We start from the raw sequence: 25,310 nt of genomic DNA, 5'->3' as shown, positions 1-25,310 counted from the left end.
TCAAAGTGCTGTCGAAAGTTTAAACGTAGCTTGCTTTTTCAATTTGTAATATCGATCTTACTTTAATCCTAACTCTTCGCATACCTCAAGATCTTTGACCATCCGTGAAATAAGGTACTTCATGCGAATAATGTCTTGTTCAATTTCATCCAAGCTGTACTCTAGTGCTCTTTCAATTTGCCGGACCTTCAGTTCATTTAGATCTTTCTGGCTCCAAAGAGAAGGAAAAAGTCCTGTAACGCCGTTTGCTTGTTGTTCCTTCTGTTTTCTTCATTCACCTTCAGGGCCCTATAAAACTTCAGTTCCTTAATTAGAGCATTTCTGACTTGTTTTTCATCGATCTCTGGCAATAAGCGCAATTGTTCAGCTCCCATGTTTCTCAACCTCCTAAAGATATTTCCAGACATAAGGTTAAGATATCGAACTTAATTAGATTATAAGGCTGTTAGAGTATTTAGTAATCTCACCGATTTGCGCAGTATTGCTTAAACATATTTTCTTTATATCCATATTTTTTTGATAATTCTGAGCAGTGTAAACTAATTTATTTTTTTGCCAATTTGAATAAGTTGGACTAGAATTAATCTTTTTACCCGGCACAATTTTTTTAGAATTATTTTTTTCATTAAATTCATCTTGTTTACGATTTTCTTTGACATAAACAACATGGAATGAAAACGAAACTTTATTTAGATCAACTTCCAAAACAGTTAACAAGGTCTTACAATGAACATAGCCTGAAAACAATTGTTTAGTCAATTTACCTAAATCATTCGAACCTACGTGTTTCAACTCTATTATATAGCAATGATAAATCCCATTATCTTCACTAAAGTAAATACCATCAGGGAAGTTATCAATGTGAAAAAACTCTAGTCTACTAGATTCTTTATTTTTTGTTTTTTGATAACAAAACGCTTTGTATAAATTTAATTTAGAAATTTTTAATATGTCTAAATGCATTTGTACATTTTTTTCTTTTATATTTTCAATTACATTGCAAGAATTTTTTATCTCTGAAATATCATCATCTCTTATTAAAGCCAATGCAGAAACCATAGATTCTCCTCATTCTTCCTCATGTTCAGTTTTATCTTGAATTTCTAGTGTTTTTTCGAATAAATCTTCTAACTCTTGAGAGAATAAATCTATTTCATATCCATTTTCCAGTAACTCTTTTTCCTCAAGATATGAAACATTATCACTGTACTTGAGTTCATAGACTTTTGTGTTAATTTGTTTATTCTCCAGTATCAAGTTGTTTAGATGTGAAAAAAACACATCGCTATGCGTTGTAATGGTAATTTTCACTCCATCTTTAATAAGATTTTCTATATAACCAATTAATTCTCGTATACTTTTTAGAGATAAGTGTGACTCTGGTTCTTCGATAATTACATTCCTATAGCTACCCACAAGCCTATGGCCATTAATAAGTAGATAAGGGATTAATCTATTCTGTTTTGTTGAAAATAATTCACGTTTTATAATCTCATCATTACTTTTCTTTATACTTTTAATATCACCTTCCTCATCAAAATTGATTTTACCACCAAACATTTCAGCTAGTCGACGATCAACCGACCTTGCCTGTAGTGTGGGAGTTAATCTAGCTAATCTGTCCTTATATTTTAGAAATGAGATATTAAACATATGTTCACTATATCGAACTTTAGTATTCTTTCTAGAAAATGAGTGCCGACTATCAAAACTTTCTTTAATTGTTTTTGTAAGTGCATCATCCATAAAGAGATTTCGTTCCGATGGTAAATATAATATATTACTTTTATGTCTAAGATCTTTAAAAAAACCTCTGAAGATCATATCTTTAATTGTGTATAATATCTCTTCGAGATAATCATCTTGCTCCTCTTCTCTTATAAGATTCAAATCAGTATTTTCATCTAATTGAATTGGATTACTAATGGAAAAAACAGCAGTGGTAATACTGAAATTTTCATTAATGGACATCTCAAGAATAAAAAATTCACCGTCTCCAGGTTTTATTACGCATTTAATATCTAACAATTCTGGTATATGAGGTATTCCAAAAAGTTTAAAGCTGACTTTAGATTCATCAACCATAAGTATTTCTTTGTTGAGTTCCCTAACTATAATCTGCTGTAAAGATTCAAACTTTGTTTTAATATATGTATTTATCTCCTTTTTCACAGCTTCATTAATGTTACATTTAATGAAAAAAGCTAAAGAAGGTCTATCCACTGTAGGATCATGGTTATAATTACTGTGCTGGATTATAAAATTTTTAACCTTTTTCCAATCTGCTGTAAACTCCAAATCATTCTTATATTGTTCAATTAAATCTCTCTGGATTGTTTGGGAGTGATTAGCATAAGATTGTAGTATAAACGTTTTTGCCTCTAAAAGAAGTGTCTTACCTGATCCATTATCGCCGACTATTACTGTTAAATTTGGATCTTCTTCAATTAACGCATTCTTAACTTGACCAAGATTTTCAATTTCAATTTTCATAAAAAAGCCTCGCTCTCATAACTCATTAACTACATTATATACTAACATCCTAATACTAAACACTCCTCAAACAAAAATAGAGTTAAATTTTGGACAGACAAGTTTATTTAGCCTTCAAGTTATTCATTTTATTCAGTAGAGTATATCGTTCTCGTCATATTTTATAAGAACTGCTATAAGTTAAGTTGATTAACTTACTATCACGCGTAATGATCTCTGTCTTACCATACATTGGTGTTTCCACCAAGAACACTTCATCGGAATGACCATCTAGGATAATGACTTTCACTTCTCCTTTGGTCATAAAGTTATAAATGGAGATCTTTGAGTCCGTAAGTTTGTAAGGATTATTCATGCACAAGGCCTCCCGTTTTATAATGAATTGTGCAGATTCAATAGAACTGGGGCCTTGTGCTTCGGTTCTTTTTATTTGCCCTGAAGAGCTTGCAAATCACGTACACACATTCTAAAGAGGTGTTCGTCCCTTAAATCTAAAGACAAATCAATCAAAGCCTTCAGATCGACTTCAGTCAGAACCTCATCCAGATTTTCAGCCCAAGACTTTGGAACAACCAAGGTATTTCCACTAAAGAACCTTACTAAAATGTCATCTTCAGATACTTTAAGTACATAACCTTCTTTGTTAAGTGTTTCTCTTTTGCCTTTCCTTGATGCTTTTATCCAGTCTCCTTCTAAGAATTTGTTTTTCATCTGATAATCCTCCCTCCTTTCTTAATCCTACTGACTAGTTCATATTGTTTAAGTGATTTATAGAGGTGGAGGCACTGTCCATCCTCATTGCGATAAAGCAAAAAACCACCGTTTGAGCGATTGCGTGCCATCTTAGGCAGCACCGTCTTCCTCTACTTTTTGATCATTCCCGTCAGAATCGTCTTTCACACATTGAGTGGAATCTAAATTATTATCAGATGCTTCTTCAGTCTGCATCGGTTCACCTTCGTTAATCTGATCCTACTTTCAATCCCACCACTTTACGTTTAATTTCCATGGACTTTTTCTTTAATCTTAGTTTTTTGTTTTTTCTCCAGGGCAGGTAAGCTCAATTCATCCTCTAACTGTTCCGGCTCCGCATAGGTGAATTGTGGCTGGTGCCCGCTTCATTTTGAAATATTAAAACACCCACAAAAACAAAATCCCCTGAAGCCAATGGCTCCAAGGGGTTTTCTTTATTAATACTGAGACATATACTGATCGCGTTCCCATGGGTGTACTTGGGTGCGGAACATATCCCATTCAATTTCTTTTGATTCGATGAAGTGCTCGAATAGGTGATCGCCTAGTGCGTTGATCATGACTTCGTTTGATTTTAGTAGCTCGAGTGCTTCTGCAAGTGTTGCAGGAAGATCAGAGATGCCGTTTTCAAGGCGCTCTTCTTTGTCCATGACATAGATGTTTCTGTCGATTGGTGCTGGTGCTTCTAGTTTGTTTTTGATTCCGTCTAGACCTGCTGCAAGTAATACGCTTAGTGCAAGGTATGGGTTTGCAGATGGGTCTACGCTGCGCACTTCTACGCGTGTACTGATGCCGCGTGATGCCGGGATACGGATCAATGGGCTGCGGTTTTGTGCACTCCATGCCACATAGCAAGGTGCTTCATAGCCAGGTACAAGACGCTTGTAAGAGTTTACCGTTGGGTTTGTGACCGCTGTAAAGCTTGTTGCGTGCTTGACGATACCTGCGATAAAGTGTCTAGCAGTCTCGCTTAATTGTAAATCTGCTTTTTCATCAAAGAATGCGTTTTTACCATTTTTGAATAATGATAGGTTACAGTGCATACCAGATCCGTTTACACCGAACAATGGTTTTGGCATGAATGTCGCATGAAGACCATGCTTTCTCGCAATGGTTTTGACAACGAGTTTGAATGTTTGAATGTCATCACAAGAACGGATCGCGCCTGCATATTTGAAATCAATTTCGTGCTGTCCAGGTGCTACTTCGTGGTGAGATGCTTCAATTTCAAAGCCCATTTCTTCAAGCTCTAGCACGATATCACGGCGGCAGTTTTCGCCTAGATCTGTTGGCGCAAGGTCAAAGTATCCGCCTTTATCGTTTAGTTCAAGCGTTGGCTCGCCTTTTTCATCTAATTTAAATAAGAAGAATTCTGGCTCAGGTCCAAGGTTGAAATCACTAAATCCTAGTTCTTCCATTTCCTTTAAGATACGCTTTAAGTTGTTACGCGGGTCTCCATCAAATGGTGTCCCGTCTGGCTTATAAATGTCACAAATAAAGCGTGCAACTTTACCTTTTTCTGCTGTCCAAGGGAAAATAACAAATGTGTTTAGATCTGGGTATAGGTACATATCTGATTCTTCGATACGTACGAATCCTTCAATAGATGAACCGTCAAACATACATTTGTTATCGAGAGCTTTTTCTAACTGGCTCACAGGAATCTCAACATTTTTAATCGTTCCGAGAATGTCTGTAAATTGCAGACGGATGTACTTTACGTTTTCCTCATTTACTAATTTTACGATATCTTCTCTTGTGTACTTTGCCATTTCGTAAAACTCCTCCCCTACAAAAGGTAAAATGTGTATAGCAATGCTTTTGCTAATTGGTTAACGGAAGAACCTTGACATATCCCCCTGCCTAAAGGTCGTTCCTTGTTGGAAACGTCCAGCCTGAATGAGTTCTTTCTTCAGTAGCTTCCTGAGTTCATCATCTGTCAAGTTGTGCTTAGCTGCAGCTTTTTCCTCCGTCTTTGTATCAGACGATGGATTTTCTGCCTCAGCTTTGGCAAAAAGTTTTTTGATTCCTGCCATGTTTACACCTTGTTCGATGAGGTTTTTAATTTCTAGTAATTTATCAACATCATGAAAAGAAAATAATCGGCGGTTTCCATCACTTCTTGCTGGAAATACTAAACCATTTTCCTCATAATAGCGAATTTGTCTTGCAGATAATTCTGTTAGCTGCATGACAATCCCAATTGGGAATAAAGGCATTGAGCGGCGAATGTTATCACTCATCTCAACTGTCTCCTCCTCTTTGCTTAAATTTATTATATGTCATGTTATATTATGTGTCAACAAGATGTTAGGAATATTAACATGGATTTTTTTATTGAGCAGGTACTTCAATAAAACCTTGTTCCAATAAGGCATCGACAGCACTGCAAATCGCATTTTTCACATGGGCATACGTGAGTCCGCCTTGAACATAGGCAGTATAAGGCGGTCTGATCGGACCATCGGCTGATAATTCGATACTGGCCCCTTGTACAAAGGTGCCCGCTGCCATAATGACATCATCCTCGTAGCCTGGCATATAGCTTGCATGTGGTGTGACGTGACTATTAATCGGAGATGCATACTGGATTGCCTGACAGAACGCAATCATTTTTTTAGGATCCCCAAATTCGACTGATTGAATCAAATCCGTTCTTTTCGCATTCCACGCCGGGTTTGTTTGGAATCCGAGCTTCTCAAGAAAACGAGCCGTAAACACTGCGCCTTTTAAGCTTTGAGCTACAACATGCGGCGCCAAGAAAAAGCCTTGATACATTTCTTGGAGCGCATACAGCGATGCACCCGCTTCACTGCCGATGCCCGGAGATGTCATTCGATAAGAGCAAGCTTCTACCCATTTTTCTTTTCCAACGATGTAGCCGCCTGTTTTGGCAAGGCCTCCGCCTGGGTTTTTAATGAGTGAACCGGCCATGAGGTCAGCTCCGACATGACACGGCTCTTTTAATTCAGTAAATTCACCATAACAGTTATCTACAAACACAATGATTTCTTCATTAATCTCTTTCACAAATGAAATCATTTGCTCAATTTCTTCTATTGTAAAGGATGGTCTTGACGCATAGCCTTTCGAACGCTGAATGCCGATGACTTTTGTTTTAGAGGAAATTGACTCTTTAACTTTCTCATAATCGACGGATCCATCTTGTCGTAAATCAATGGCTTTGTAGTCAATCTGGAAGTCTTTTAATGAGCCTGTCCCTTCTTTCCCGCGAATCCCGACAATTTCTTCTAGCGTATCGTATGGTTTTCCCGTCATATAGATCAATTCATCGCCAGGTCTCAGCACACCAAATAAGGCAATGGAAATTGCGTGTGTACCGGAAATAATTTGCGGACGCACAAGTCCGCTTTCTCCGCCGAAGACATCCGCATAAATCTTTTCTAATGTGTCTCGCCCCATATCATCGTAGCCATATCCAGTCGTTGGATTAAAGTGAGAGTCACTGACTTTGTGCTTTCGATAGCTTTCAAGCACCCGCCACTCATTTTGTTCGCTCGTTTGATCAATTTGCTGATGCACGTGTAAAATCTCTTGTTCTGTTTCTGCTGCTGCTTTTTCTAAAATACTGCCGTGTTTTAATGTGTGAAACATCTTGATTTAATTCCTTTCCAACATATACTTCTTGATTTGACCTAAAATGGTCTGATCCTCACCACTATATCCGGTGATGTCATATATCTCTGCTTCTTTTTGAAATTCTAGTGATTCCACAAGCGTTTCTGATTTTAATGCGGAAATGAGCTTGCCTTCATGCGCTGGAATCTTTACATGATATGGCTTTAAAAAGGCTTTTTTCAGCTCAACCATAATATCCGCTTTTAACCTTTTTACATCTTCTTTGCGCTTAGCACTGATTAAGATGTGGCGATGCTTTGAAGATGGGATGAAATCTGGTCTAATTTGATCTTCCTTGTTATAAACAGTCAGCATCGGAATACGGTCCGCTTCTAATTCTTCTAAAAGCTCATGAACCGTTCGTTCATGTCCTTCATAATCCTCATTAGAAGAGTCGATGACATGAAGCAAGTAATCGGCTTCCTTCACTTCTTCCAGAGTGGAACGAAATGCGGCAATCAGTGTGGTCGGAAGGTCTTGGATAAAGCCAACTGTATCTGAAATCAGCACACTGTAGCCAGATTCCAATGTCATCTTACGTGTCATTGGATCAAGTGTCGCAAACAGCAGGTCCTCTTCATGACTATCCGCTTCTGTTAATTGGTTAAACAAAGTTGATTTTCCGGCATTCGTATACCCGACAATGGCAATTTGGAACACACCATTTTTCTTTCGGCGCTCCCGGTATCTTGTTCGGTGTTCTTTGACTGCAGATAACTGCCCGTTAATTTCATGAATGCGGTTTCGAATATGACGTCTGTCTGTTTCAAGTTTTGTTTCACCTGGACCTCTTGCGCCAATTCCGCCCCCTTGTCTTGAAAGGCTGATTCCTTGTCCACTTAGTCTCGGCAAGGCATACTGAAGCTGGGCAAGCTCTATTTGCAGCTTCCCCTCTCTTGTACGGGCTCTTTTTGCAAAGATATCTAAAATCAATTGCGTACGATCAATAATTTTCACATCTAAAGCAGTCGCCAAAGCTTTTAGCTGGCTTGGAGAAAGCTCGTCGTTAAAAATAATGACATCACATTCGAGTTCCTCGCAAAGCACTTCAAGTTCTTCTACTTTCCCTTTCCCGATATACGTTGCACTGTCTTGTCTATTTCTCTTCTGCGTCATCACGCTGACAGCTTCACCGCCAGCCGTTTTAGTTAAGGATGCTAATTCTTCCATTGAGTATTGAAAGCGTTCATCCGTTACATGCGGCAATTGGCAGCCGACAAGGATCGCTTTTTCAGTCATTTCATGTTCATTCAACGTTAGTTGTTTCCTTTCTGTACTTAAGTTTTCAGTAGTACCATCATACCAAACACATCACACGTATACCACTATTCGGATGGTTTATTTTAGTGACTCTTTATAAAAAGGATACGCCATTTCAAGAAGGCGTATCCTCTTTCATTTGAAGATCGTGACTTTTAATGGTCAGCAGATCTTTTTTATCATAATGATCCACAAGAAGCAGTCTCATCGCCTGGGTTCGTATGGCTTTTTCAATGGTGTTTCGCACAAACCGGCCGTTGCTGAATTTTGCCGGGCTTGTGGTACTTTTAATGTGCATTAAATAATCCCGCAGCTTCCATTCGGCTTCTTGTGTAAATACATATTCTCTGTCTGCCATCATTCGTTTTGCAATATCCATGAGCTGATCGACTGTATAATCAGGAAAGCTGATGTTGATTGGAAATCTTGATTGCAGGCCGGGGTTTAAAGAAAGAAAATGATCCATTTCCTTGGAGTAGCCAGCAAGAATGAGAATGAATTCGTGCTGTTTGTCCTCCATATGTTTTACAAGGGTATCAATCGCCTCTTTTCCAAAATCCTTTTCTCCTCCGCGTGCAAGAGAATAGGCTTCGTCAATGAACAAAATACCACCTAGTGATTTTTTAATTAAATCCCTTGTTTTTTGCGCTGTATGACCAATGTACTCTCCAACAAGATCACCGCGTTCTGCTTCAATTAAGTGACCCTTTGAGAGCACATTCATTTCAAAGAAAAGTTTCCCGACAAGTCTTGCAACTGTGGTTTTTCCTGTGCCAGGATTTCCTTTGAACATCATATGAAGCGCTTGTTTTCCTACCTTTAACCCTTGTTCCTGCCGTTTTTGATTAACAAAAATCCAAGCATAAATCTCTTTTATGTTTCGTTTCATTTCATCCATACCGACAAGGCTGTTCATTTCACGCTCTATTTCCCGTAAGATGCTGTGTTTTGCCTCATTTTTCTGCAAGGCTTCTAGGTATTCTGCCTCTGAGTCTGCATCAACCAATACTTGCTTTTGTCCGTTAAGTATAATATTGATTTGGCCGTTGTTTTTATATGTGACAGCTCGCTCCAACGTATTCACCTCTCGCTCTTCTCTCTTTATTCTATTCGGGTGGAGCTGTAATCGTGACAATCGCCCGCTTAAGCCCAAGTTTGCTGTCAAAATGACCCGAGATACCGAATATTGTAGGGATTTCTGCGGTTTCCCAGGAAATGATGTGCTATTTCCATTGTATTCATCCCGTTTGGGCGGACAAACCAACAATTTGCTTTTTCTTAGAAAAATGTAGCTTTTTGATCACAAATGATGCAGAAAAGAGTCTCAATGATTTCCGCATTTTGTACAGGCAATTCTTCTATTTTCTCATAAAATAAAGACGAGGTGATGAATAGATGGTGAAAATTTTTATTGATCCTGGCCACGGAGGAACAGATTCTGGAGCTAGTGCTAATGGACTTTTGGAGAAAAATATAACACTTCAAATCGCGCTTTTGTTGAGAGACATTTTGATTAGTGAATATGATGGGGTTTCCGTCCGCTTAAGTCGTTCAACTGACCAATCCGTCACTTTGTCCCAGCGTACGAATGCGGCAAACAGCTGGGGGGCAGACTATTTCGTGTCTATTCATATTAATGCTGGCGGGGGGACAGGGTTTGAAAGCTATGTGTATCCTGGCGTTTCAGCACCGACCACCACGTATCGCAATGCCCTTCATGATGAAATTGTCCGCTCGGTTGATTTTGCTAACCGCGGCAAGAAAACTGCGAACTTCCACGTTCTTCGAGAAACTTCTATGCCCGCTATTTTAACAGAGAATGGTTTCATCGATACAGCAGCTGATGCTAATAAGCTCCGCAACGCAACCTTCCTTCAAGGCATCGCTCGCGCTCATGCGACTGGTCTAGAAGAAGCCTTTCAATTGAAAAAAAAAGCAAGTAATCTTTATAAAGTGCAGGCAGGAGCTTTCAAAGTGAAAGCCAATGCAGATGAATTAGCAGCAACACTTAAATCCAAAGGCTTTGACGCGTTTGTTGTATTAGACGGCGGTATGTTCCGAGTGCAGGCCGGGGCTTTCCGTACAAAGCAAAATGCAGATGATCTCGTCGCAAGATTGAAGCAGGCCGGTCACGACGCATTCGTTTTCCAATAAGCTGAAGCTGTTGTAACGAAACAAACCGGCTCAAGTCTTCTGCTGAGCCGGTTTGTTGTGTATTCATTTACGCTAAGATGTTAACGACAAATTGAGACCATGTTTCAAGACGATCGAAGTATTCAGGCTTTTTCAAATCGGCTGCTTTCATCCATTTTCCTGAGATTTGATCTGTTTCTTTTACTTCCACATGAGCACCCGGAGATAGCTCAAGCGCTGATAACAGTCCGATGTGCACACGGCCGACACTGTTGTCATCGTCATTGATTAAACCAAGGGTTTTCATTTCAAGTTTGTCTTCTTCTTGAATAGAAAGTTCTTCGTCCAGCTCACGATCTGTATTTTCTTTTAGAATCTCAGCAAAGTTTTTTCCTTCGATGAAATTCATATGCCCCCCAAAGCCAAGAGATAACTTATGATGTAAGCGAGTCTCTCCCCCGCCTTGAAGTCTTTCGTATACATACACTTCGTCCTCACGCTTAATCACGACATAAGGAATCGGCTGCTTGAAGTCAGGATTTTCTTCTGCATCGCCTCTTCGCATTTGCTCGAAGTGCTCTTCGATTTCTTTCATAATGGTGCTGATTGTTTTCTCTTCACTGTTCACACCATTAAACGCAAGTGTTTCGTTTTGAAACACGCGTGCGCGTGGTGCTACTAAAATGATTTCGTCCATTTTTCCCATGTTCGGTAACCTCCAGTATGTAACTATCACATTGTTAGAAATGGCAAAAAGCCAAAACGAGTGATGCGTTTTGACTTTTACGCTTTCCTTATGATTCATCTCCAAAGAAGAAGTCGTCATCTTTTAACGGCTCAACTGTTGCTTTTTTGTAGCCGTTCCCTTTCATTGAGAAGAAGTCATGCGACTTTGTTTTTGTATTGAGTCCATTCAATACAATAGGGTTAATCTCTTCTTCTTCAAAGTAAGGGGCAAATCCAAGGTTCATTAACGCTTTATTGGCATTGTAACGAATAAACTTTTTCACATCATGCGATAAATTGACTTGGTCATAAATATCTTCAGTGTAATGAAGTTCATTTTCATAAAGCTCGTTTAAAAGGTCAATAGAGAAATCATATAGCTCTTTTTGCACGTCAGGTGTTTGTTTGTTGTAAATTTCTTGTGCTAATAATCCAACGTACACACCGTGAATCGCTTCATCACGCAAAATTAAGTTGATGATTTCACCACTTTGCATGAGCTTTCCTTGTCCATAGAAATAAAGCGGGTAGTAAAAACCACTATAAAATAGGAAGCTTTCTAAATAAACAGAAGCAACCATTGCTTTAAAGAGAGAAATAGGATCGTCCTTTTGAATCGAACGGTATAAACTGACAATCATATCTGCTTTCTTTTGCAGGAATTTATTCTTCTTGACCCATTCAAACACTTCACTGATCGTTTCAGTTGGTGCGAGTGTCATGAAGATATTTGAGTATGATTTCGCATGCACCGCATTTTCCATCATTGCCATAAAGTTGAGTACAGCTTTACGCTGATGGCCGTCCACATGTTCAGCAACAATCGGCATCCCTGTATTTCCTTGTTCTGTATCAAGTAAAGTCAGTCCAGCAAGTACCTTCATATACGTATCTCGCTCTTTTTCACCTAAATATTTCCATGTTAAAAGATCTCCGTTTAAGGAAATCTCTTCTGGAAGCCAGAACTGCTTTACATTTTGGTTGTAAAACATTTGTGTAAAATCGTCTTCGTGTTTTGACCAGTTGGCTGCATCATAAATTTTTGTCACGTTAAACTCTCCTTTAATCAAACAACACAAGAAAGACAGCCTTCCTGCCCTGTATCCTTCGTTCTTGCATAATAAAGTGTCTTAATGCCTTTATGGTGTGCATAAAGATCGATGCGGTTTAAATCACGCGTTGTCATCGTATCTTTTAAGAATAGTGTAAAGCTGATTCCTTGATCGACGTGCTGCTGAATCGTTGCGATCATATCGACCACTTTAAACATGTCCATATCGTACGCTTCTTTATAGAAGAACCAGTTTTGTGCTGAAAGACCTGGCATTGGGTAATAAGTTTTGCTGTTGCCGTATGTTCTTTCTTCGATACGTTCCATAATTGGCATCACAGAAGCTGTTGCCGATTGAACATAAGAAATGGAACCTGTTGGTGCAATACATAAACGATAGCTGTGATACATGCCATGTTCCGCTACAAATTCTTTGAGTGCGGCCCAGTCTTCTTTTGTTGGAATGTGCATGCCTTCAAATAGCGCTGCTGCTTTTTCTGTTTTTGGTGTGAAATCATTTTCCACGTATTTATTGAAGTACTCACCAGTTGCATAGCCAGAGCCTTCATAACGATGGAATGTTTCTCCTTTTTCTTTCGCAAGCTCACTTGAGCGTTTAATTGAATAATAGTTCACCATCATAAAGAACGTATTTGCGAAATCTCTTGCTTCTTCACTTTCATAAGCAATTTGGTTTTGAGCTAAATACCCGTGAAGGTTCATCGCACCAAGTCCGATTGACTTCATCGCTTTGTTCGCTTTTCGAACAGCTGGTGCATTGCGAATGTCTGTTGTTTCAGACACAAGCGTTAGTGAGTCTGTTGCAAGCTTAACCGTTTTTTCAATCGATTTGTTTTTCATGACATTCATGATATTTAATGAACCAAGGTTACAAGAAATATCAAGGCCGATTTCATCTTCTTGATCATAGTCCGTGTAAGAAGAAACCTCTGAAGCCTGAAGCACTTCTGAGCAAAGGTTTGAGAATTTCACTCGTGAAATATGGTTCAAGGCATGCTCTCTGTTTACATTATCTTGGAACATGATATATGGATAGCCTGATTCTGAGCGTAGAACAGCCAACTTTTCAAGAAGCTTTCTCGGATTGACTTTTTCTTTTTTGACTTTCGGGTTCTCTACAAGCTCGTCATACATTTCTTCCATGTCCATCTCATCAAGATGCTGTCCATATTCTTTATAGACTGTATGCGGATAGAAAGTGTAAGCTGTTTTATCTTCTCTAGCAAGCTCGATAAATTTATCCGGGATGACGACTCCAATGGATAGAGTTTTCACGCGAACATCTTCATCGGCAGAGATTTTTTTCGTATCTAAGAAATCATTGATATCTCTGTGGAAAATATTCAGGTAGGCGCTGCCTGATCCTTGTCTTTGCCCCATTTGATCTGCATATCTGAATGCATTATCAAGAAGCTTCATCACGCCGACGACACCTTTTGTCGCGTTTTCGACATCTTTGATTGCTTCGCCTTTTGCACGAAGTTTTGACAGGTTCAAACTGACGCCGCCGCCTAATTTTGACAGCTGCATGGAAATATCAATCGCTCTTGAAATATCGTTTAGTGAGTCATTTACTTCAAGCAAGAAGCAGCTCACAAGCTCACCGCGTCTTTTACGTCCAGCGTTCAAGAAGGTTGGTGTACTTGGCTGGTACTCTTGATTGATCATCAGTTCTACAAACTCAAGTGCTTTTTCTTTATCTCCACCCGCAAAGAAAAGTGCTACAACTGAAATGCGGTCTTCATAGCGTTCAAGGATTTTCTTTTTATCATTTGTTTTCAGTGCATAGTCATTGTAAAACTTAAATGCACTCATAAATGATGGGAATCTAAATTTTTTGGCATATGCAGCTTCAAAGACTTCTTTAATATCTGCCATGCTGTATTGTCTTAAAAATTCTTCCTCATAGTAGTCGTTTTCTATTAAGTAATCAATCTTCTCTTCTAGATTATGAAAAAAGACCGTGTTTTGATTAATGTAATCTACGAAATAACTATGTACAGCTTCTTTGTCCTTATCGAACTGAAACTTTCCTTCTTTTTGAATCATAATTTCGTTATTTAATTGTATCCACTTTGGAACCTGATTTTGTGACAATTCTTTCTACCTCCTGTGTAAACAATTCAACATCCCTTTTTGTTCCGCTTAGTTCAAAGGTGTGCAAAATAGGAACTTGATATTGTTTAGAAATCGTATCGGCGCTTTTTGCAAAATTATCTCCCCACACTTTGTTGCCACTCACCGCAACACCTAGTAAAAGGTGAGCATTTTTCTCTAAAAAGGACTGAGTGGTACTAGGGACTTGTCCAAATCCTGTCGTAAAGGTGACGAGAATAAACGGCGTATCCAAAAACTCTTCTCCAGTCAATTTTCGTTTGTCTGTAAAAGGGGTCTTGTCCAAAAAGCGTTGAACATTTCCTGTTTTTGAATCAAATACGATTTGAATCAATTCCATCACGACCTAGTTTTTAGTATTGTTGATCATTTCGTTATTCACTATATATAGTATACTATGTTTTTTCAAAACACAACATATAGATGTTCGAAACGAAAAAAATCAACCAACCCGGCCGAACCTTCATAGCCGAACTCGTACGTTCAAATAAATAGAGCAGAACAGGATCTAAAAATAGACTGCTCTACTCCCTATTCAACTGAAACCGAAATCTATCATAACACGAAAAAAAATCGCTTAGTAGACTAGACTTTTTGTTTTATTTTTTGTAGGCATCGCACTGTAAATCTTCTGACACTTCTGTAATTTCCACTTCAACACCTAATTCTTTTAGCACCGCTTCAAGCGCAGAGACGATTGAAGCTTCTCTCACTAATTCTTTCCCATTTACAGAAACACTCGTTCCATATTCGAAACAGGAATCGTCTTCACAAGTTTGTTCCCAATGATTAATTTTAATTTTATGTGTCATGAACTCATCCTTTTCTGTCTAGATGTCTGATGCATGATTATAGTGTAGCGGCTTCACATTCATTTGTAAATTTACGTGCTTACTCTTCTTCATCAAGGTCATCATCATATTCTTCGTCGTCCCATTCATCTATGTATTTCGTTGTAACGAGAGTCAGCTCTCCTTCTTTTTCATCAAATCTGTACACATGTACTTGATCATCTTTCACAACAGCAAAATGATTATTTTTTAGTGCAGCAGATGTTGGTAAAACGCCATCTGCATTTTCATGAGAATGGTTATTCCAATTTTCTTGTCTCGTTTCAATGTTTGAGATAGCGCACGATCCAAACAAGACAACAATTCCAATCAAAAGGAGGATCACTCTAATCCTTCTTAATTCAAGCTCTGCATTTTCCATATGAATCCCCTCACCCTTCTAATATCCAATAAGGAATTATACGGAAAATTGGCAGAAAAGTTTCATTGCATACAAAATAGCCCCTCTGCACTGACAAAAAACGTAGCGGGTTCCGGCCGGTTTATTCGCAGAGGCATGGGGCTATTTTAAATACAGCATATCCTATTCTAATTCTAGATTTACATTCTTTTGAGGTGCAAATGTAGAAATGGCGTGTTTATAAATAAGCTGCTGCTTCCCTTCTGTTTCAAGCAGCACCGTGAAATTGTCAAACCCTTTCACTTGACCGCGAAGCTGAAAGCCATTCAGCAAGAATACTGTGACAAATGTATTGTCTTTGCGGATCTGATTCAAAAACTGCTCCTGAATATTAATCGGTTTCATGTTTCGTCCTCCTTGATTCTGATAACTACAGTTTCGCTTTAAGTCCAAGCTTTCCTGCTATATATGCGAAAATTTCCTCTTTTTTGTCTGAAAAGTGGCAAGGTGGTGTCATATCAAACCAAGTGACCGCCATTTTATTACGGAACCACGTGAACTGACGCTTCGCATATCTACGGGAATTTTGCTTTAATTGCTGGATGGCTTCATCAAGTGAGCAGTCACCTTGAAAATAGGCATACAGCTCTTTATAACCAATGGCTTGAACAGACTGACAATCCTTCAAACCAGATTGATAAAGTGCTCTCACTTCTTCAATTAAGCCTTCATCTATCATCATATCAATTCTTTGATGAATGCGCTCGTACAAAACCTCTCGATCCATTTTCAGCCCAATGAAGGCTGTATCATAAAGAGGAACTTCTTGATGCCCGTTTTGCATCTCCGACATTTTCTGACCTGTTGTATGAATCACTTCCAGCGCCCGGATCACGCGGCGGACGTTATTTGGATGAATAGCGTTTGCCGCATCAGGATCTACTGCCTTTAGCTTTTCGTGCAGCAAAAGCGCACCATGCTGCTGTTCAAAGAGCGTCATTTCTTCTCTAAAAGCAGGATCACTTTTCTCATCCGTAAATGTGTAATCATATAAAACAGATTGGATATAGAGGCCTGTTCCACCGACAATCATTGGCGTTTTCCCTCTAGCGGCAATCTCTTTGATTTTCGCACGAACCAGCTGCTGAAATTCAGCTGTAGAAAAAGATTCGTCCGGCTGTTTAATATCAATTAAATGGTGCGGGATGCCATTCATTTCTTCGGGAGTGATTTTAGCTGTTCCGATATCCATCCCTTTATAAATCTGCATAGAATCCCCGCTGATAATCTCTCCATTAAATGCTTTGGCTATATCAATGCTTAATTTGGTTTTGCCGACAGCCGTCGGCCCTACTAACACGATTACTGGCTGCTTCGCTTTATTCATAACATCACTCACTTTTACAAAACTGCCTACAGTATAGCATAACTTTTCTTACTCTCCTATCTCCTGCCCATTACCAGCCAAGCGGTTCATTTCCAACCACTTCATATGTTTTTCCTTTTAAACGATGCTTGTGTGTTGGCCGCTTCTCATCTGGACTATAGACGACACCTCCATATGGAATGGGAACAGAATCGAGATAGGCTGAATAGGTGACTTCCTCGATCTCGTGATAATGTGTTCCATCCACTCTTGGAATTGCCGGCCCTGTGACCCCGTAGTACCTGTGAAAATGCCCTCTTTCAAAGGAGGTGATCCCGCGATAAAAATGAGTATGCCGGTCGGTACTGCTTCCATTTACAGGCTGAGAAATACCTTCTATTAAATGATAATGCCCCTCCGTTACATCTGTACGTGCTTTATATGCATGAGCATGCGGCGGACACTTTGCCCAATCAGATGGATACAGGCCCATTTCTAACATTCCTCCTTATATTAGGCGTTCACCCAAACATCTGTAGGCTGCTGGAATACACTGATGTCAGTTACAGTGATTTTATGAGAAAGGAGCCTTTTATTATGAATTATTTTGACGCACCTCCGTTTATTCAAGAAGACATGAGAAGACCTTTTGGATTTGGGTTTGGCCGACCTGGTTTTGGATTTGGGAGACCTGGTTTTGGATTTGGCCGCCCAGGCTTTGGCTTTGGAAGACCTGGATTTTTTGGACCTCCATTTTTAGGTGGTTTTGCTGGCGGCCTGCTTGCTGGATCTTTGCTTGCTCCAGGATTTGGATATCCTTATCCGCCATTTCCGCCATATGGACCATACCCTTGGTATTAAATATGACGTTTAAGTGAAAACATCCGTTCATAAAATGAATCGATTGACACACTCTTTTTTCATGGGTTAACATTTACTTTACCGACTGTTCAGTAAAGTAGGTGTTTTTTTTATGTCTAAAACCAAAAAAGAGCAAATTTTTGATGCAGCTGCCAGTACGATTTTAAAAGAAGGGTTAAGCCAGCTCACCCTTCAGCAGGTGGCAGAGCATGCAAATATGACCAAAGCCGGTCTGCTTTATCATTTTTCAAGCAAGGAAGAGCTCATCCAACAAATGAATGAGCATGCGATTCTTTGCTTTCGTCAGCAGCTCGAGACGTATTACGAAACATACAAACACGAAACAGCGCCTTATGTACGCGCATATCATATCTATTGGCCACATGACATGATCTAAATATGCAGCATACGCCCCAGCTATGTACAAGTATGCTGGCTACATGTCATTTGATGATGCGCTGCTGCACCCTTGGCATGCTTTTTATGCGGAGTTCAAAGAAAAAGCAGCTGAGGAAATAAGCAGATCCTGCACTGAGTCAGCTGATCCGCCTTGCATGTGATGGGATATGGTTTTCAGAAATGTTTCAGCTTGAACCACTGAAAAGAGAGGAAAAAAACCTTTTACTTCATCGGATTTTACACCTATTAGAGGAGGGATGATCATGATCCTCGGATATCTTTTTTTGGCTGTGGCCATTTTTTCAGAAGCCATTGGCGCCGCGATGTTAAAATTATCTCATGGCTTTACGCGCTGGAAGCCTAGCGCGGTTGTTGTGGCTGGCTATACACTTGCTTTTTATATGCTGTCATTGACGCTCAATATCATTCCGCTAAGCATGTCTTACGCAACATGGTCTGGGGTTGGTACGGTCCTCACGGCTATTTTTGGCGTGCTCTTTTTCAAAGAAACCTTGAACCAAAAAGCAGTCATTGGCATGGCGATGCTTGTCTCAGGGGTCGTACTATTAAATATGTCATAAAGGATGTGGGAGATGATGAAAGGAATACTCTACTTAACAGGAGCCATTTTGACGGAGGTTTTTGGAAGTACCATGCTGAAGCTTTCTCAAGGCTTTTCGCAGCTGCTGCCGAGTATCGGGGTACTGATCGGATTTGGATGCGCCTTTACTTTCCTGAGCTTGGCACTTAAAACCATCGAGCTCTCGTCTGCCTATGCAACCTGGTCTGGCGTTGGAACAGCTCTCACTGCTCTTGTAGGACTTGTGCTGTTTAACGAAACGATCAGCACGAAAGGCTACATCGGCCTTGCACTTGTCATCTGCGGCGTGATTGTCTTAAATCAATCCAAGAAGCAAAAGAACGAAACCAAAGCACAACTCGATCAAACCGAATGGACGTCATAAAAAAAGTCATTTTCTCCATATTTCTAGAGAAAATGACTTTTTTGTTTTAACGGCCGACTTGAATGGTTTCTTCTAAGGAAATATTCACATTCCCCTGAACAGCTCTTGAAATCATACATGAGCTTTCGGCTTTATGCGCAAGCTTTCGGGCCAGCTCGATATCATGTGCGGAAGCGGACTCTTTGAGGGTGATGACAGGCCGATGAATGATTTCCTCATAAGTAAACACGCCATTTGTCACATCTACGACGGCTTCAGAGCTCATCGATAGATCCTCTTTCTCTAATTGACTCCGCTCCATCATGGCTGCAAGTGTAATGATATAACACGTAGCCGCTGCACCTAAGAGCATCTCATCTGGATTGGTTCCAATACCTGGACCGTCCATTTCCTTTGGAATCGAAATCTTTGTTTTTAATTGTTCACTTGCGATTGTACCCACATCGTTACGCAGACCGGGCCAGCTTGCCTGAAGATGAAAATGATGACGCGCCATATCCGTCTCTCCTTTTGTTATCACTGTTCATAGTGTAACAAGAATTCCCCTACTTGTCTTAACATGTGCACAGCCCTTACGTATATTCTTCATCCAGCACTGTCCGAATCGCCCTGACATAACGATAGAATGTCTCGTTTTTTGTACTTGACCGCCTCCGAAAATCGAAACTGTCAAATAAAGCTTCACGTTGACTTCTACTAATCTCAAGCTGCACACTTTGCCCTGTTTTTGTAAGATTATTAATATTATGATTGCTTGTCCCGCTCAGGGTTGCGTGTGCGACAGCTAGTTCAGCAGAAAATCCGTTCCGCTCTAATGAGCTCACAATTTTCTCTGCACGATCGTAATCTGTTCCGCCGACGAGAGTATGGTCAATTCCTTCCTCGCCTTTGTATCCATGCACTGCTAAGATGTAATCATGTGCTTTTGCCTGCGCGACGCCGATTGGCTCATCAAAGTTTGTACTTGTAATATGAAGTTCTGATGCATTCTCTCTTAGACCTTCAAATAAATACGTCGAAAAATCGTTGTCAAAAAAATGGACGATCTCGCTCACGCCGCCTTCGATCCTCCCGCCATGAGGTGACATCACAAGAAGGCGGCTGCCAGGCACTGGGTTGGCTGTAATGTTATAGCTGCTTGTTGATTCGTTTTCTTCAAGTTCTTTAAAATTTCGATAAATATCATTTGAACCGCTTTCGTCTTCCCCACCTGATGACACTGGCTCATCATGTTCCTGTGCTTGCATAGTATAATAAACGCCCCATCCGATCGCAAGCAGGAGAAGCAAAGCAAAAAACTTCTTCATTCCCGTTCTCCTTTAACAGATTTCTAAGCCGTTTCTATGATTTATATTGAATCATCATTTCTTATCATTTTTTCCACATTTTCTCTTCACGTTTGATCATAACACTCTAGATCATGAGATTCCTCAAAAATAAGATAATTGCATTTATATACACAGAAACGCCTCTCCTCTTTGAAAACAGAGTTAGAATAGTATGACAAAAAAATGACGTTATGTTTAATATGACCTAGTCCTATCCAGTCTGTTTTCTTTAATTCGGCTTTTTTTGATAAGGATTTGATTTTTTCCATCTGTCACGCATCACATTTATATGAGCATTGACCCTGTCCACAGCCCTCCTTTTTCTGCAAAATCCTTTGTTTCACTGGTTCTCTCAGAAGAACTCTCCCACCTATCATCGGCAGATTCTACGTGAATTCCACCTTTTTCTATTATTTTACAAAATGTAAGCGCTTTTCTTTTTTGAAAGACATAAGCAAGCCGCCAATATAAAGAAAAGGAGGGACAAGAATCCGAACCAAGCAGTTCTCATTCTCATAACGTAAGAGTGTACGAGAATGGATAGCTGGAATGGAGGGCATCTCATGTTTGGATTTTCTATGGTGCAGATGGTCAGAACACATGCTAGTAAACTAGATCAGCCTTTAAGAGAGACCGTTCTTCACCTTTATAAACCTTTTAAATGGACGCCATGCTTTCTTCATCGTTTTTTCGAAGGCAGGCTGAAGAAGAAAAAGAAGCTTCGTGTGATCATTGAATTTAAGGAAGGTGCAGCCGAGGCAGGGATTCAAAGCACAAAGCAGCTCATGAAAAAAAGCAGAAAAACAAATATAAAACGGCATTTTTCACATATCGACTGCTGTGCTGCTGATTTAACGCCTGCTGCTTTAGAGGAGCTATTAGCAAATGGTGAGCATATTCGTAAAATTTATTTAGACCGGAAAGTTCATGCGTTGCTGGATGTAGCCACACAAGCAAGCCATGCTGAAGAAGTCATCCGAAACGGGACAACTTTAACAGGAGAAGGCATTACGGTCGCTGTCATTGACACGGGAATTTATCCACATGAAGATTTAGATGGAAGAATTCGAGATTTTGTGGATTTAGTCAAACAAAAAACAAAGCCTTATGATGATAACGGCCACGGTACTCACTGCGCGGGAGATGTCGCTGGAGATGGAGCCGCCTCAGACGGCTTATACAAAGGACCTGCCCCAAAAGCAAATCTAATTGGCGTGAAAGTGTTAAATAAACAAGGGGCTGGTTCACTTTCTACTATTATAGAAGGTGTTGAATGGTGCATACAATTCAACGAAGACAACCCCGATGATCCGATTCATATTATCAGTATGTCGCTGGGCGGAGCTGCGCAGCGTTATGATGACGAACAGGACGATCCAATGGTGCGTGCTGTCAATGCGGCTTGGGATCAAGGGATTGTTGTATGCGTCGCTGCCGGAAACTCTGGTCCTAACAGCCAGACGATTGCAAGCCCTGCTGTCAGTCAAAAAGTCATTACGGTCGGAGCCTACGATGACAGAAATACACCAGAATCAAGTGACGATGTCGTGGCACCGTTTTCAAGCAGAGGACCAACGGTTTACGGGGAGGCAAAGCCTGATATCCTCGCACCTGGAGTAAACATCGTTTCTCTCAGATCACCACGATCCTTTCTGGATAAACTTGATAAATCAAGCAGAGTTGATCATGATTATACAACGTTATCTGGCACATCGATGGCAACACCGATTTGTGCTGGTATTTGCGCTCTACTACTAGAGCATTCACCAGATTTAACACCGGATGAAGTCAAAACCCTGTTAAAAGAAAATACAAGCAAGTGGTCTGGGGATGACCCGATGGTTTATGGAGCAGGTGCAATTGACGCAGAAAAAGCAATCAAAGAATAAAGAAAAAAGCCCTTTACGTTTTGCGTAAAGGGTGTTGTTTGTCTCATTTTTAAGTGTGAAGTCTTTCATCTACTTGAGCAGCTGACATGTTATGCTTCGTTCTCATACATCTCATCTCCTTTTTGAATGTGCGTACGCGCTTCGATCACAATCTCAAAAAAAGTGGAGGATTCCTTGTACATGTCGCGTTCCTTATAATAATTAGCCGCATCAAGTGCTAATTCCTCTAAATCAGCAAACATTTTTTTATTTCTCAGACCAAAAAGGGCCGACCTCAATTGCTCACAGCCGTCTTTCTCTATATAGAGCGCCTGCAAAAATTGGAATTTCAACTGATAAATTTCATCTTCCAATACACAAGCCTCTTTCATTCCTGTAGATATGGCCTCGCCTGCCCGCTTGATATCTCCGAGTTTAAAACAAGTAAGGGCAAGTGAAAACAGCGATTTGATCATCGTGGATGCTTGATCTTTCTGATAAAGTGAAATGGCTTGTTCAAAAAAGACAGTCGCTGTATGGTACGTTCCCATACTATAATGACAAGTGCCTAGGTTATTAAGAGCCATTGCTTTAAAGTAAGATGTGCATTCTTTTTGTTCCATCGCTTCACAGACCTTTAACGCTTTTTCTAAATAAGGAAGCGCTTTTTGATACTGATTAACATCAATCCAATTACCTGCCATGACAAAATCACATTGAATACTTCTTTTTCCATAAAGCTGATGTTTCTTGTAGATGTCTCTTGCCTTTTTAGCATAGTGCATGGAGAAATAGGTTTGTTTCATATGATAGTAAACTTCTGCGATTTTATAGTAAAATTCTGCTTTTTCAATCTCATCTGTCACTAAAATCAGTTGATGTTCAGCATGCTTGTAATATGAAATGGCCTCGATATAGCGGCGCTGGATAAACGCATACATTCCATGAAAAAAATGAAAATAATAGCCGAGTAAGCCCGTCATCTCATCTTCTGCATCGTCAATTTCTTTAGGAAAGGACACTGCTTGAAGCGTTTCACTCCCTGCATGGACTGGCGCTAAGTGCTGAAGCATCATTTGATGGCGAAAATCCATTAGAGAATAGTATAGGAGTAAATCTTGATCCTCTTCCATATCATGAATTTCTTCTTCAACAAGGCGCTTCATGCCGTTTGCCTGTTCAACTTCAAATTTGCAAATATGCGTGTACCATTGATTGATTTTTACACCTACTTCGGAAGATGGTATTTTATGTGCCATCCACTTCAGCCCCATTCTATCATATCAAACTGATAACTATTATTTTACATAATTTATGTTTTCAAGGCAAATTGTAAGTTATTACATATTTTATGTTCAAATCGCATATTCCTATCTTTTTTACCAAGTTTAAATAGAGTACTTTTGCCCATCAAAATTTTTTACGAAGAAGGGTCGAATTCTCTGAGCACTTCTTTTAACGCATTAATATAGCGTCTGAATGTTTTTTTCTTTCCCTTTCTCGTCTCAAAATTGTCAAAAAAAGCTTCCCTTTGCGCTGTACTAATTTCGAGCTGAACGCTTTCACCACTCGCATTTCGATTATTTATATTTTTAGGGTCTGTACCAGAAAGCCGTTCGCCTTTTTGTACCATTTCTGCGGAAAATCCCCGATCTTTTAGTTCTCGTACAACTGCTCTTTGCATTTTTTCATTTGTGCCGCCAACGAGCGTGTGTCTTTTATCACTTTTATAGCCATGGATGGAAATTGAAAAAGGATACGTTTTAATCATTTGAACCAAAATGGGTTCATCAAAATTGGTACTCGTGATATGCAGATCCCGGTTATTGTCTTGCTTTGTACCTTCGAACAAATACGTAGAGTACTTTTCTTGAAAGGCTTCTACAATTTCACTTGTTCCTGGTTCAATTTCACCTCCATGAGGAGAAAATACAAGTAAATCACTTCCACCCTTTTCGTGAAATTCTATCTCATAACCGTCTCTTTCATATCGCATGAGTTGTTTAAAGTTTTCATATTGATCGCCTTGTTTTCGCTCTTTTTGATACTTTTCTACCTCTTGATGATGCTGCTTTTGCTCTTTTTTTTCTTGAACAGAATGGCTGCATTTCACCATTAAAAGAGTACACAGAATAAGAAAGATGAATCCACATATTAGTAACCTTTTCATTTCACCGCTCCTTTTTTCTCTTAGGTGTCATCTTACCGCAATATTTTACTATTAATGGCTTAGAAAATTCAAAGGTTGTCCGGCTCATTTGAATGAATCAGGAGAAGTTACCTGTTTTTTAATGTTATCTAGGTATTTCAGAGGTCTTTAAATTTTTGTTGTGAACGTAAAAACTAAATCGTATGACCTCATTTCAATTTTAGTTAAAATCACCTACAAAAATGGCAATATTACTCTTTTTTTCAAACAAAAAAGCTGTAAACAAAAGAAGTAGTCCCCTTCAGTTTACAGCTAGTCTCTGTATATCATCATTACATTCTTAATTCATTCTCTAAAGCTGTCATCACTTCATCTTGCGTCAATCCCTGTGCAAGTGAAATCTCACTCACTAACATGCCTCTTGCATCTTCAAGCATCTTCTTTTCACTTGAATTTAACGCTTTCTTCTGATTTCGTCTCATTAGATCTTTGACAACGTCTGCACCATCTTCGATCGCACCTGTTTTTAGCTTTTTCAGATTTTCATCATATCTTTGCTTCCAAGTAAGCGTGTCGTCGTTTGTTTCTTCTGCAAAATTGTTCATCACAACTTTCAGCGTTGCTTGATCTGCTACCGGACGTATACCTAGTTGATTGATTCTGCCTTTTGGGACCATCATCTGCATATTCGGCATTTGAATCAGGAAATATTCCTGCGTCTTACCTAAAATCTCTTTTTCTTCCATTCCTTCAATCACACCGGCTCCATGCATTGGATAAACAATTTTATCACCTATTTGAAACAAATCCGCCACCTCCGAAAGTATTCACAATATCATTATAACACATTTCATCAGAGGATAAAAATTTATATTCTATCATGTTAATTTAGCACTAGTCAATTCTTTTTATTTGAGTTTTTTCAGAAAAAGCCTTTTTTTATAAAAGAAGCAGAAGCATCCAGTCCTCATGACTCTTTCTTGCATATACTA

At 39.5% G+C, this 25,310-nt stretch carries 28 protein-coding genes and 2 pseudogenes; 6 read left to right on the top strand and 24 right to left on the bottom strand.

Annotated features, from left to right (window positions below; genetic code table 11):
* Positions 1-60: 60 nt before the first annotated feature.
* The 10 genes and pseudogenes from ASE42_RS09465 to spoVK form a co-directional block, all read right to left on the bottom strand.
* Positions 61-374, bottom strand: a pseudogene (locus tag ASE42_RS09465) (ArpU family transcriptional regulator); the annotation flags it as partial.
* A gap of 55 nt (positions 375-429) precedes the next feature.
* Positions 430-1,059, bottom strand: coding sequence for a hypothetical protein (locus ASE42_RS09460; protein WP_056766543.1), 630 nt, complete (start codon positions 1,057-1,059; stop codon positions 430-432).
* Positions 1,060-1,068: 9 nt separating this feature from the next.
* Positions 1,069-2,493, bottom strand: a complete 1,425-nt coding sequence (locus ASE42_RS09455) for an AAA family ATPase (protein ID WP_056766542.1) — start codon at positions 2,491-2,493, stop codon at positions 1,069-1,071.
* A gap of 154 nt (positions 2,494-2,647) precedes the next feature.
* Positions 2,648-2,848, bottom strand: a complete 201-nt coding sequence (locus ASE42_RS09450) for an XtrA/YqaO family protein (RefSeq protein WP_056766540.1) — start codon at positions 2,846-2,848, stop codon at positions 2,648-2,650.
* Positions 2,849-2,919: 71 nt separating this feature from the next.
* Positions 2,920-3,204, bottom strand: coding sequence for a hypothetical protein (locus tag ASE42_RS09445; RefSeq protein WP_056766538.1), 285 nt, complete (start codon positions 3,202-3,204; stop codon positions 2,920-2,922).
* A 479-nt stretch (positions 3,205-3,683) separates the two neighbouring features.
* On the bottom strand, positions 3,684-5,018 hold the full coding sequence (gene glnA / locus ASE42_RS09440) for a type I glutamate--ammonia ligase (RefSeq protein WP_024427046.1): 1,335 nt from the start codon (positions 5,016-5,018) through the stop codon (positions 3,684-3,686).
* 60 nt (positions 5,019-5,078) lie between these two features.
* A complete protein-coding gene (locus ASE42_RS09435; RefSeq protein ID WP_024424081.1) occupies positions 5,079-5,489 on the bottom strand; it encodes a MerR family transcriptional regulator in 411 nt (136 codons plus the stop codon).
* A gap of 91 nt (positions 5,490-5,580) precedes the next feature.
* Entirely contained in the window at positions 5,581-6,861 is a 1,281-nt protein-coding gene (locus tag ASE42_RS09430) for an aminotransferase class I/II-fold pyridoxal phosphate-dependent enzyme (protein ID WP_056766536.1), read from the bottom strand.
* A gap of 6 nt (positions 6,862-6,867) precedes the next feature.
* Positions 6,868-8,139 carry a GTPase HflX gene (gene hflX, locus ASE42_RS09425; RefSeq protein WP_056766534.1) on the bottom strand — a complete coding sequence of 424 codons (1,272 nt, stop codon included), beginning with the start codon at positions 8,137-8,139 and terminating at the stop codon, positions 6,868-6,870.
* 121 nt (positions 8,140-8,260) lie between these two features.
* On the bottom strand, positions 8,261-9,220 hold the full coding sequence (spoVK, locus tag ASE42_RS09420; RefSeq protein WP_024424083.1) for a stage V sporulation protein K: 960 nt from the start codon (positions 9,218-9,220) through the stop codon (positions 8,261-8,263).
* Between the two features lie 320 nt (positions 9,221-9,540).
* On the opposite strand from spoVK, the gene ASE42_RS09415 reads away from it, so the two are divergent.
* Positions 9,541-10,299 carry an N-acetylmuramoyl-L-alanine amidase gene (locus ASE42_RS09415; RefSeq protein ID WP_024427042.1) on the top strand — a complete coding sequence of 253 codons (759 nt, stop codon included), beginning with the start codon at positions 9,541-9,543 and terminating at the stop codon, positions 10,297-10,299.
* A gap of 67 nt (positions 10,300-10,366) precedes the next feature.
* Here ASE42_RS09415 and ASE42_RS09410 read toward each other — a convergent pair whose 3' ends face one another.
* The 9 genes from ASE42_RS09410 to ASE42_RS09370 all read right to left on the bottom strand — a co-directional run bounded on the left by ASE42_RS09410 (position 10,367) and on the right by ASE42_RS09370 (position 17,241).
* Positions 10,367-10,984: a hypothetical protein gene (locus ASE42_RS09410; protein ID WP_024424084.1), complete on the bottom strand. Its 618-nt coding sequence runs from the start codon at positions 10,982-10,984 to the stop codon at positions 10,367-10,369.
* 88 nt (positions 10,985-11,072) lie between these two features.
* Positions 11,073-12,053: a class 1b ribonucleoside-diphosphate reductase subunit beta gene (nrdF, locus tag ASE42_RS09405; protein WP_024424085.1), complete on the bottom strand. Its 981-nt coding sequence runs from the start codon at positions 12,051-12,053 to the stop codon at positions 11,073-11,075.
* Positions 12,054-12,070: 17 nt separating this feature from the next.
* Positions 12,071-14,173, bottom strand: coding sequence for a class 1b ribonucleoside-diphosphate reductase subunit alpha (gene nrdE / locus ASE42_RS09400; protein WP_024424086.1), 2,103 nt, complete (start codon positions 14,171-14,173; stop codon positions 12,071-12,073).
* Positions 14,133-14,525: a class Ib ribonucleoside-diphosphate reductase assembly flavoprotein NrdI gene (gene nrdI, locus ASE42_RS09395; protein ID WP_008360380.1), complete on the bottom strand. Its 393-nt coding sequence runs from the start codon at positions 14,523-14,525 to the stop codon at positions 14,133-14,135. The genes nrdE and nrdI overlap by 41 nt, the downstream gene beginning before the upstream one ends.
* 265 nt (positions 14,526-14,790) lie before the next feature.
* Positions 14,791-15,003, bottom strand: a complete 213-nt coding sequence (locus tag ASE42_RS09390) for a hypothetical protein (RefSeq protein ID WP_003212415.1) — start codon at positions 15,001-15,003, stop codon at positions 14,791-14,793.
* A 79-nt stretch (positions 15,004-15,082) separates the two neighbouring features.
* Positions 15,083-15,403 carry a YmzC family protein gene (locus tag ASE42_RS09385; protein ID WP_056766532.1) on the bottom strand — a complete coding sequence of 107 codons (321 nt, stop codon included), beginning with the start codon at positions 15,401-15,403 and terminating at the stop codon, positions 15,083-15,085.
* A gap of 162 nt (positions 15,404-15,565) precedes the next feature.
* The gene (gene hfq, locus ASE42_RS09380) at positions 15,566-15,787 is read right to left on the bottom strand and encodes an RNA chaperone Hfq (protein WP_024424088.1); all 222 of its coding nucleotides are present in this window, start codon (positions 15,785-15,787) and stop codon (positions 15,566-15,568) included.
* 25 nt (positions 15,788-15,812) lie between these two features.
* Entirely contained in the window at positions 15,813-16,769 is a 957-nt protein-coding gene (miaA, locus tag ASE42_RS09375) for a tRNA (adenosine(37)-N6)-dimethylallyltransferase MiaA (protein ID WP_025093277.1), read from the bottom strand.
* A gap of 70 nt (positions 16,770-16,839) precedes the next feature.
* The gene (locus ASE42_RS09370) at positions 16,840-17,241 is read right to left on the bottom strand and encodes a YmaF family protein (protein ID WP_025093278.1); all 402 of its coding nucleotides are present in this window, start codon (positions 17,239-17,241) and stop codon (positions 16,840-16,842) included.
* A gap of 104 nt (positions 17,242-17,345) precedes the next feature.
* Here ASE42_RS09370 and ASE42_RS09365 point away from each other — a divergent pair, with 104 nt between their 5' ends.
* The 4 genes and pseudogenes from ASE42_RS09365 (at position 17,346) to ASE42_RS09350 (ending at position 18,973) form a co-directional block, all read left to right on the top strand.
* The gene (locus tag ASE42_RS09365) at positions 17,346-17,609 is read left to right on the top strand and encodes a hypothetical protein (protein ID WP_025093279.1); all 264 of its coding nucleotides are present in this window, start codon (positions 17,346-17,348) and stop codon (positions 17,607-17,609) included.
* Between the two features lie 112 nt (positions 17,610-17,721).
* Positions 17,722-18,269, top strand: a pseudogene (locus tag ASE42_RS19500) (TetR/AcrR family transcriptional regulator).
* A 2-nt stretch (positions 18,270-18,271) separates the two neighbouring features.
* Positions 18,272-18,589 carry a DMT family transporter gene (locus tag ASE42_RS09355; protein ID WP_024424092.1) on the top strand — a complete coding sequence of 106 codons (318 nt, stop codon included), beginning with the start codon at positions 18,272-18,274 and terminating at the stop codon, positions 18,587-18,589.
* A gap of 15 nt (positions 18,590-18,604) precedes the next feature.
* On the top strand, positions 18,605-18,973 hold the full coding sequence (locus ASE42_RS09350) for a DMT family transporter (RefSeq protein WP_024424093.1): 369 nt from the start codon (positions 18,605-18,607) through the stop codon (positions 18,971-18,973).
* Between the two features lie 46 nt (positions 18,974-19,019).
* Here the strand turns inward: ASE42_RS09350 and ASE42_RS09345 are convergent, their stop codons facing one another.
* On the bottom strand, positions 19,020-19,469 hold the full coding sequence (locus tag ASE42_RS09345; protein ID WP_056766530.1) for an OsmC family protein: 450 nt from the start codon (positions 19,467-19,469) through the stop codon (positions 19,020-19,022).
* A 76-nt stretch (positions 19,470-19,545) separates the two neighbouring features.
* Positions 19,546-20,280 (bottom strand): poly-gamma-glutamate hydrolase family protein, encoded by a 735-nt coding sequence (locus ASE42_RS09340; protein WP_025093280.1) that lies wholly within the window; start codon positions 20,278-20,280, stop codon positions 19,546-19,548.
* 584 nt (positions 20,281-20,864) lie between these two features.
* Here ASE42_RS09340 and ASE42_RS09335 point away from each other — a divergent pair.
* The gene (locus tag ASE42_RS09335) at positions 20,865-22,190 is read left to right on the top strand and encodes a S8 family peptidase (protein ID WP_056766528.1); all 1,326 of its coding nucleotides are present in this window, start codon (positions 20,865-20,867) and stop codon (positions 22,188-22,190) included.
* 89 nt (positions 22,191-22,279) lie between these two features.
* Here ASE42_RS09335 and ASE42_RS09330 read toward each other — a convergent pair whose 3' ends face one another.
* The 3 genes from ASE42_RS09330 to ASE42_RS09320 all read right to left on the bottom strand — a co-directional run bounded on the left by ASE42_RS09330 (position 22,280) and on the right by ASE42_RS09320 (position 25,124).
* Positions 22,280-23,428, bottom strand: a complete 1,149-nt coding sequence (locus ASE42_RS09330) for a Rap family tetratricopeptide repeat protein (RefSeq protein WP_024427032.1) — start codon at positions 23,426-23,428, stop codon at positions 22,280-22,282.
* Positions 23,429-23,589: 161 nt separating this feature from the next.
* Positions 23,590-24,339 carry a poly-gamma-glutamate hydrolase family protein gene (locus ASE42_RS09325; protein ID WP_056766526.1) on the bottom strand — a complete coding sequence of 250 codons (750 nt, stop codon included), beginning with the start codon at positions 24,337-24,339 and terminating at the stop codon, positions 23,590-23,592.
* 311 nt (positions 24,340-24,650) lie between these two features.
* Positions 24,651-25,124, bottom strand: a complete 474-nt coding sequence (locus ASE42_RS09320) for a CarD family transcriptional regulator (protein WP_024424099.1) — start codon at positions 25,122-25,124, stop codon at positions 24,651-24,653.
* Positions 25,125-25,310: the final 186 nt, after the last annotated feature.

The organism is Bacillus sp. Root920 (assembly GCF_001429445.1).
Classification (GTDB): Bacteria; Bacillota; Bacilli; order Bacillales; family Bacillaceae; genus Bacillus; species Bacillus safensis.
Note: the sequence above shows the minus strand (reverse complement) of the source record. Positions and strands in the feature narration are given on the sequence as shown.

Excerpts from the sequence above, each read along its gene's own strand:
- ASE42_RS09460 (WP_056766543.1), bottom strand. The coding sequence starts at position 1,059 with ATGGTTTCTGCATTGGCTTTAATAAGAGATGATGATATTTCAGAGATA.
- ASE42_RS09455 (WP_056766542.1), bottom strand. The coding sequence starts at position 2,493 with ATGAAAATTGAAATTGAAAATCTTGGTCAAGTTAAGAATGCGTTAATT.
- ASE42_RS09450 (WP_056766540.1), bottom strand. The coding sequence starts at position 2,848 with ATGAATAATCCTTACAAACTTACGGACTCAAAGATCTCCATTTATAAC.
- ASE42_RS09445 (WP_056766538.1), bottom strand. The coding sequence starts at position 3,204 with ATGAAAAACAAATTCTTAGAAGGAGACTGGATAAAAGCATCAAGGAAA.
- glnA (WP_024427046.1), bottom strand. The coding sequence starts at position 5,018 with ATGGCAAAGTACACAAGAGAAGATATCGTAAAATTAGTAAATGAGGAA.
- ASE42_RS09435 (WP_024424081.1), bottom strand. The coding sequence starts at position 5,489 with ATGAGTGATAACATTCGCCGCTCAATGCCTTTATTCCCAATTGGGATT.
- ASE42_RS09430 (WP_056766536.1), bottom strand. The coding sequence starts at position 6,861 with ATGTTTCACACATTAAAACACGGCAGTATTTTAGAAAAAGCAGCAGCA.
- ASE42_RS09415 (WP_024427042.1), top strand. The coding sequence starts at position 9,541 with ATGGTGAAAATTTTTATTGATCCTGGCCACGGAGGAACAGATTCTGGA.
- ASE42_RS09410 (WP_024424084.1), bottom strand. The coding sequence starts at position 10,984 with ATGGGAAAAATGGACGAAATCATTTTAGTAGCACCACGCGCACGCGTG.
- ASE42_RS09390 (WP_003212415.1), bottom strand. The coding sequence starts at position 15,003 with ATGACACATAAAATTAAAATTAATCATTGGGAACAAACTTGTGAAGAC.
- ASE42_RS09385 (WP_056766532.1), bottom strand. The coding sequence starts at position 15,403 with ATGGAAAATGCAGAGCTTGAATTAAGAAGGATTAGAGTGATCCTCCTT.
- hfq (WP_024424088.1), bottom strand. The coding sequence starts at position 15,787 with ATGAAACCGATTAATATTCAGGAGCAGTTTTTGAATCAGATCCGCAAA.
- miaA (WP_025093277.1), bottom strand. The coding sequence starts at position 16,769 with ATGAATAAAGCGAAGCAGCCAGTAATCGTGTTAGTAGGGCCGACGGCT.
- ASE42_RS09370 (WP_025093278.1), bottom strand. The coding sequence starts at position 17,241 with ATGGGCCTGTATCCATCTGATTGGGCAAAGTGTCCGCCGCATGCTCAT.
- ASE42_RS09365 (WP_025093279.1), top strand. The coding sequence starts at position 17,346 with ATGAATTATTTTGACGCACCTCCGTTTATTCAAGAAGACATGAGAAGA.
- ASE42_RS09355 (WP_024424092.1), top strand. The coding sequence starts at position 18,272 with ATGATCCTCGGATATCTTTTTTTGGCTGTGGCCATTTTTTCAGAAGCC.
- ASE42_RS09350 (WP_024424093.1), top strand. The coding sequence starts at position 18,605 with ATGAAAGGAATACTCTACTTAACAGGAGCCATTTTGACGGAGGTTTTT.
- ASE42_RS09345 (WP_056766530.1), bottom strand. The coding sequence starts at position 19,469 with ATGGCGCGTCATCATTTTCATCTTCAGGCAAGCTGGCCCGGTCTGCGT.
- ASE42_RS09340 (WP_025093280.1), bottom strand. The coding sequence starts at position 20,280 with ATGAAGAAGTTTTTTGCTTTGCTTCTCCTGCTTGCGATCGGATGGGGC.
- ASE42_RS09335 (WP_056766528.1), top strand. The coding sequence starts at position 20,865 with ATGTTTGGATTTTCTATGGTGCAGATGGTCAGAACACATGCTAGTAAA.
- ASE42_RS09330 (WP_024427032.1), bottom strand. The coding sequence starts at position 23,428 with ATGGCACATAAAATACCATCTTCCGAAGTAGGTGTAAAAATCAATCAA.
- ASE42_RS09325 (WP_056766526.1), bottom strand. The coding sequence starts at position 24,339 with ATGAAAAGGTTACTAATATGTGGATTCATCTTTCTTATTCTGTGTACT.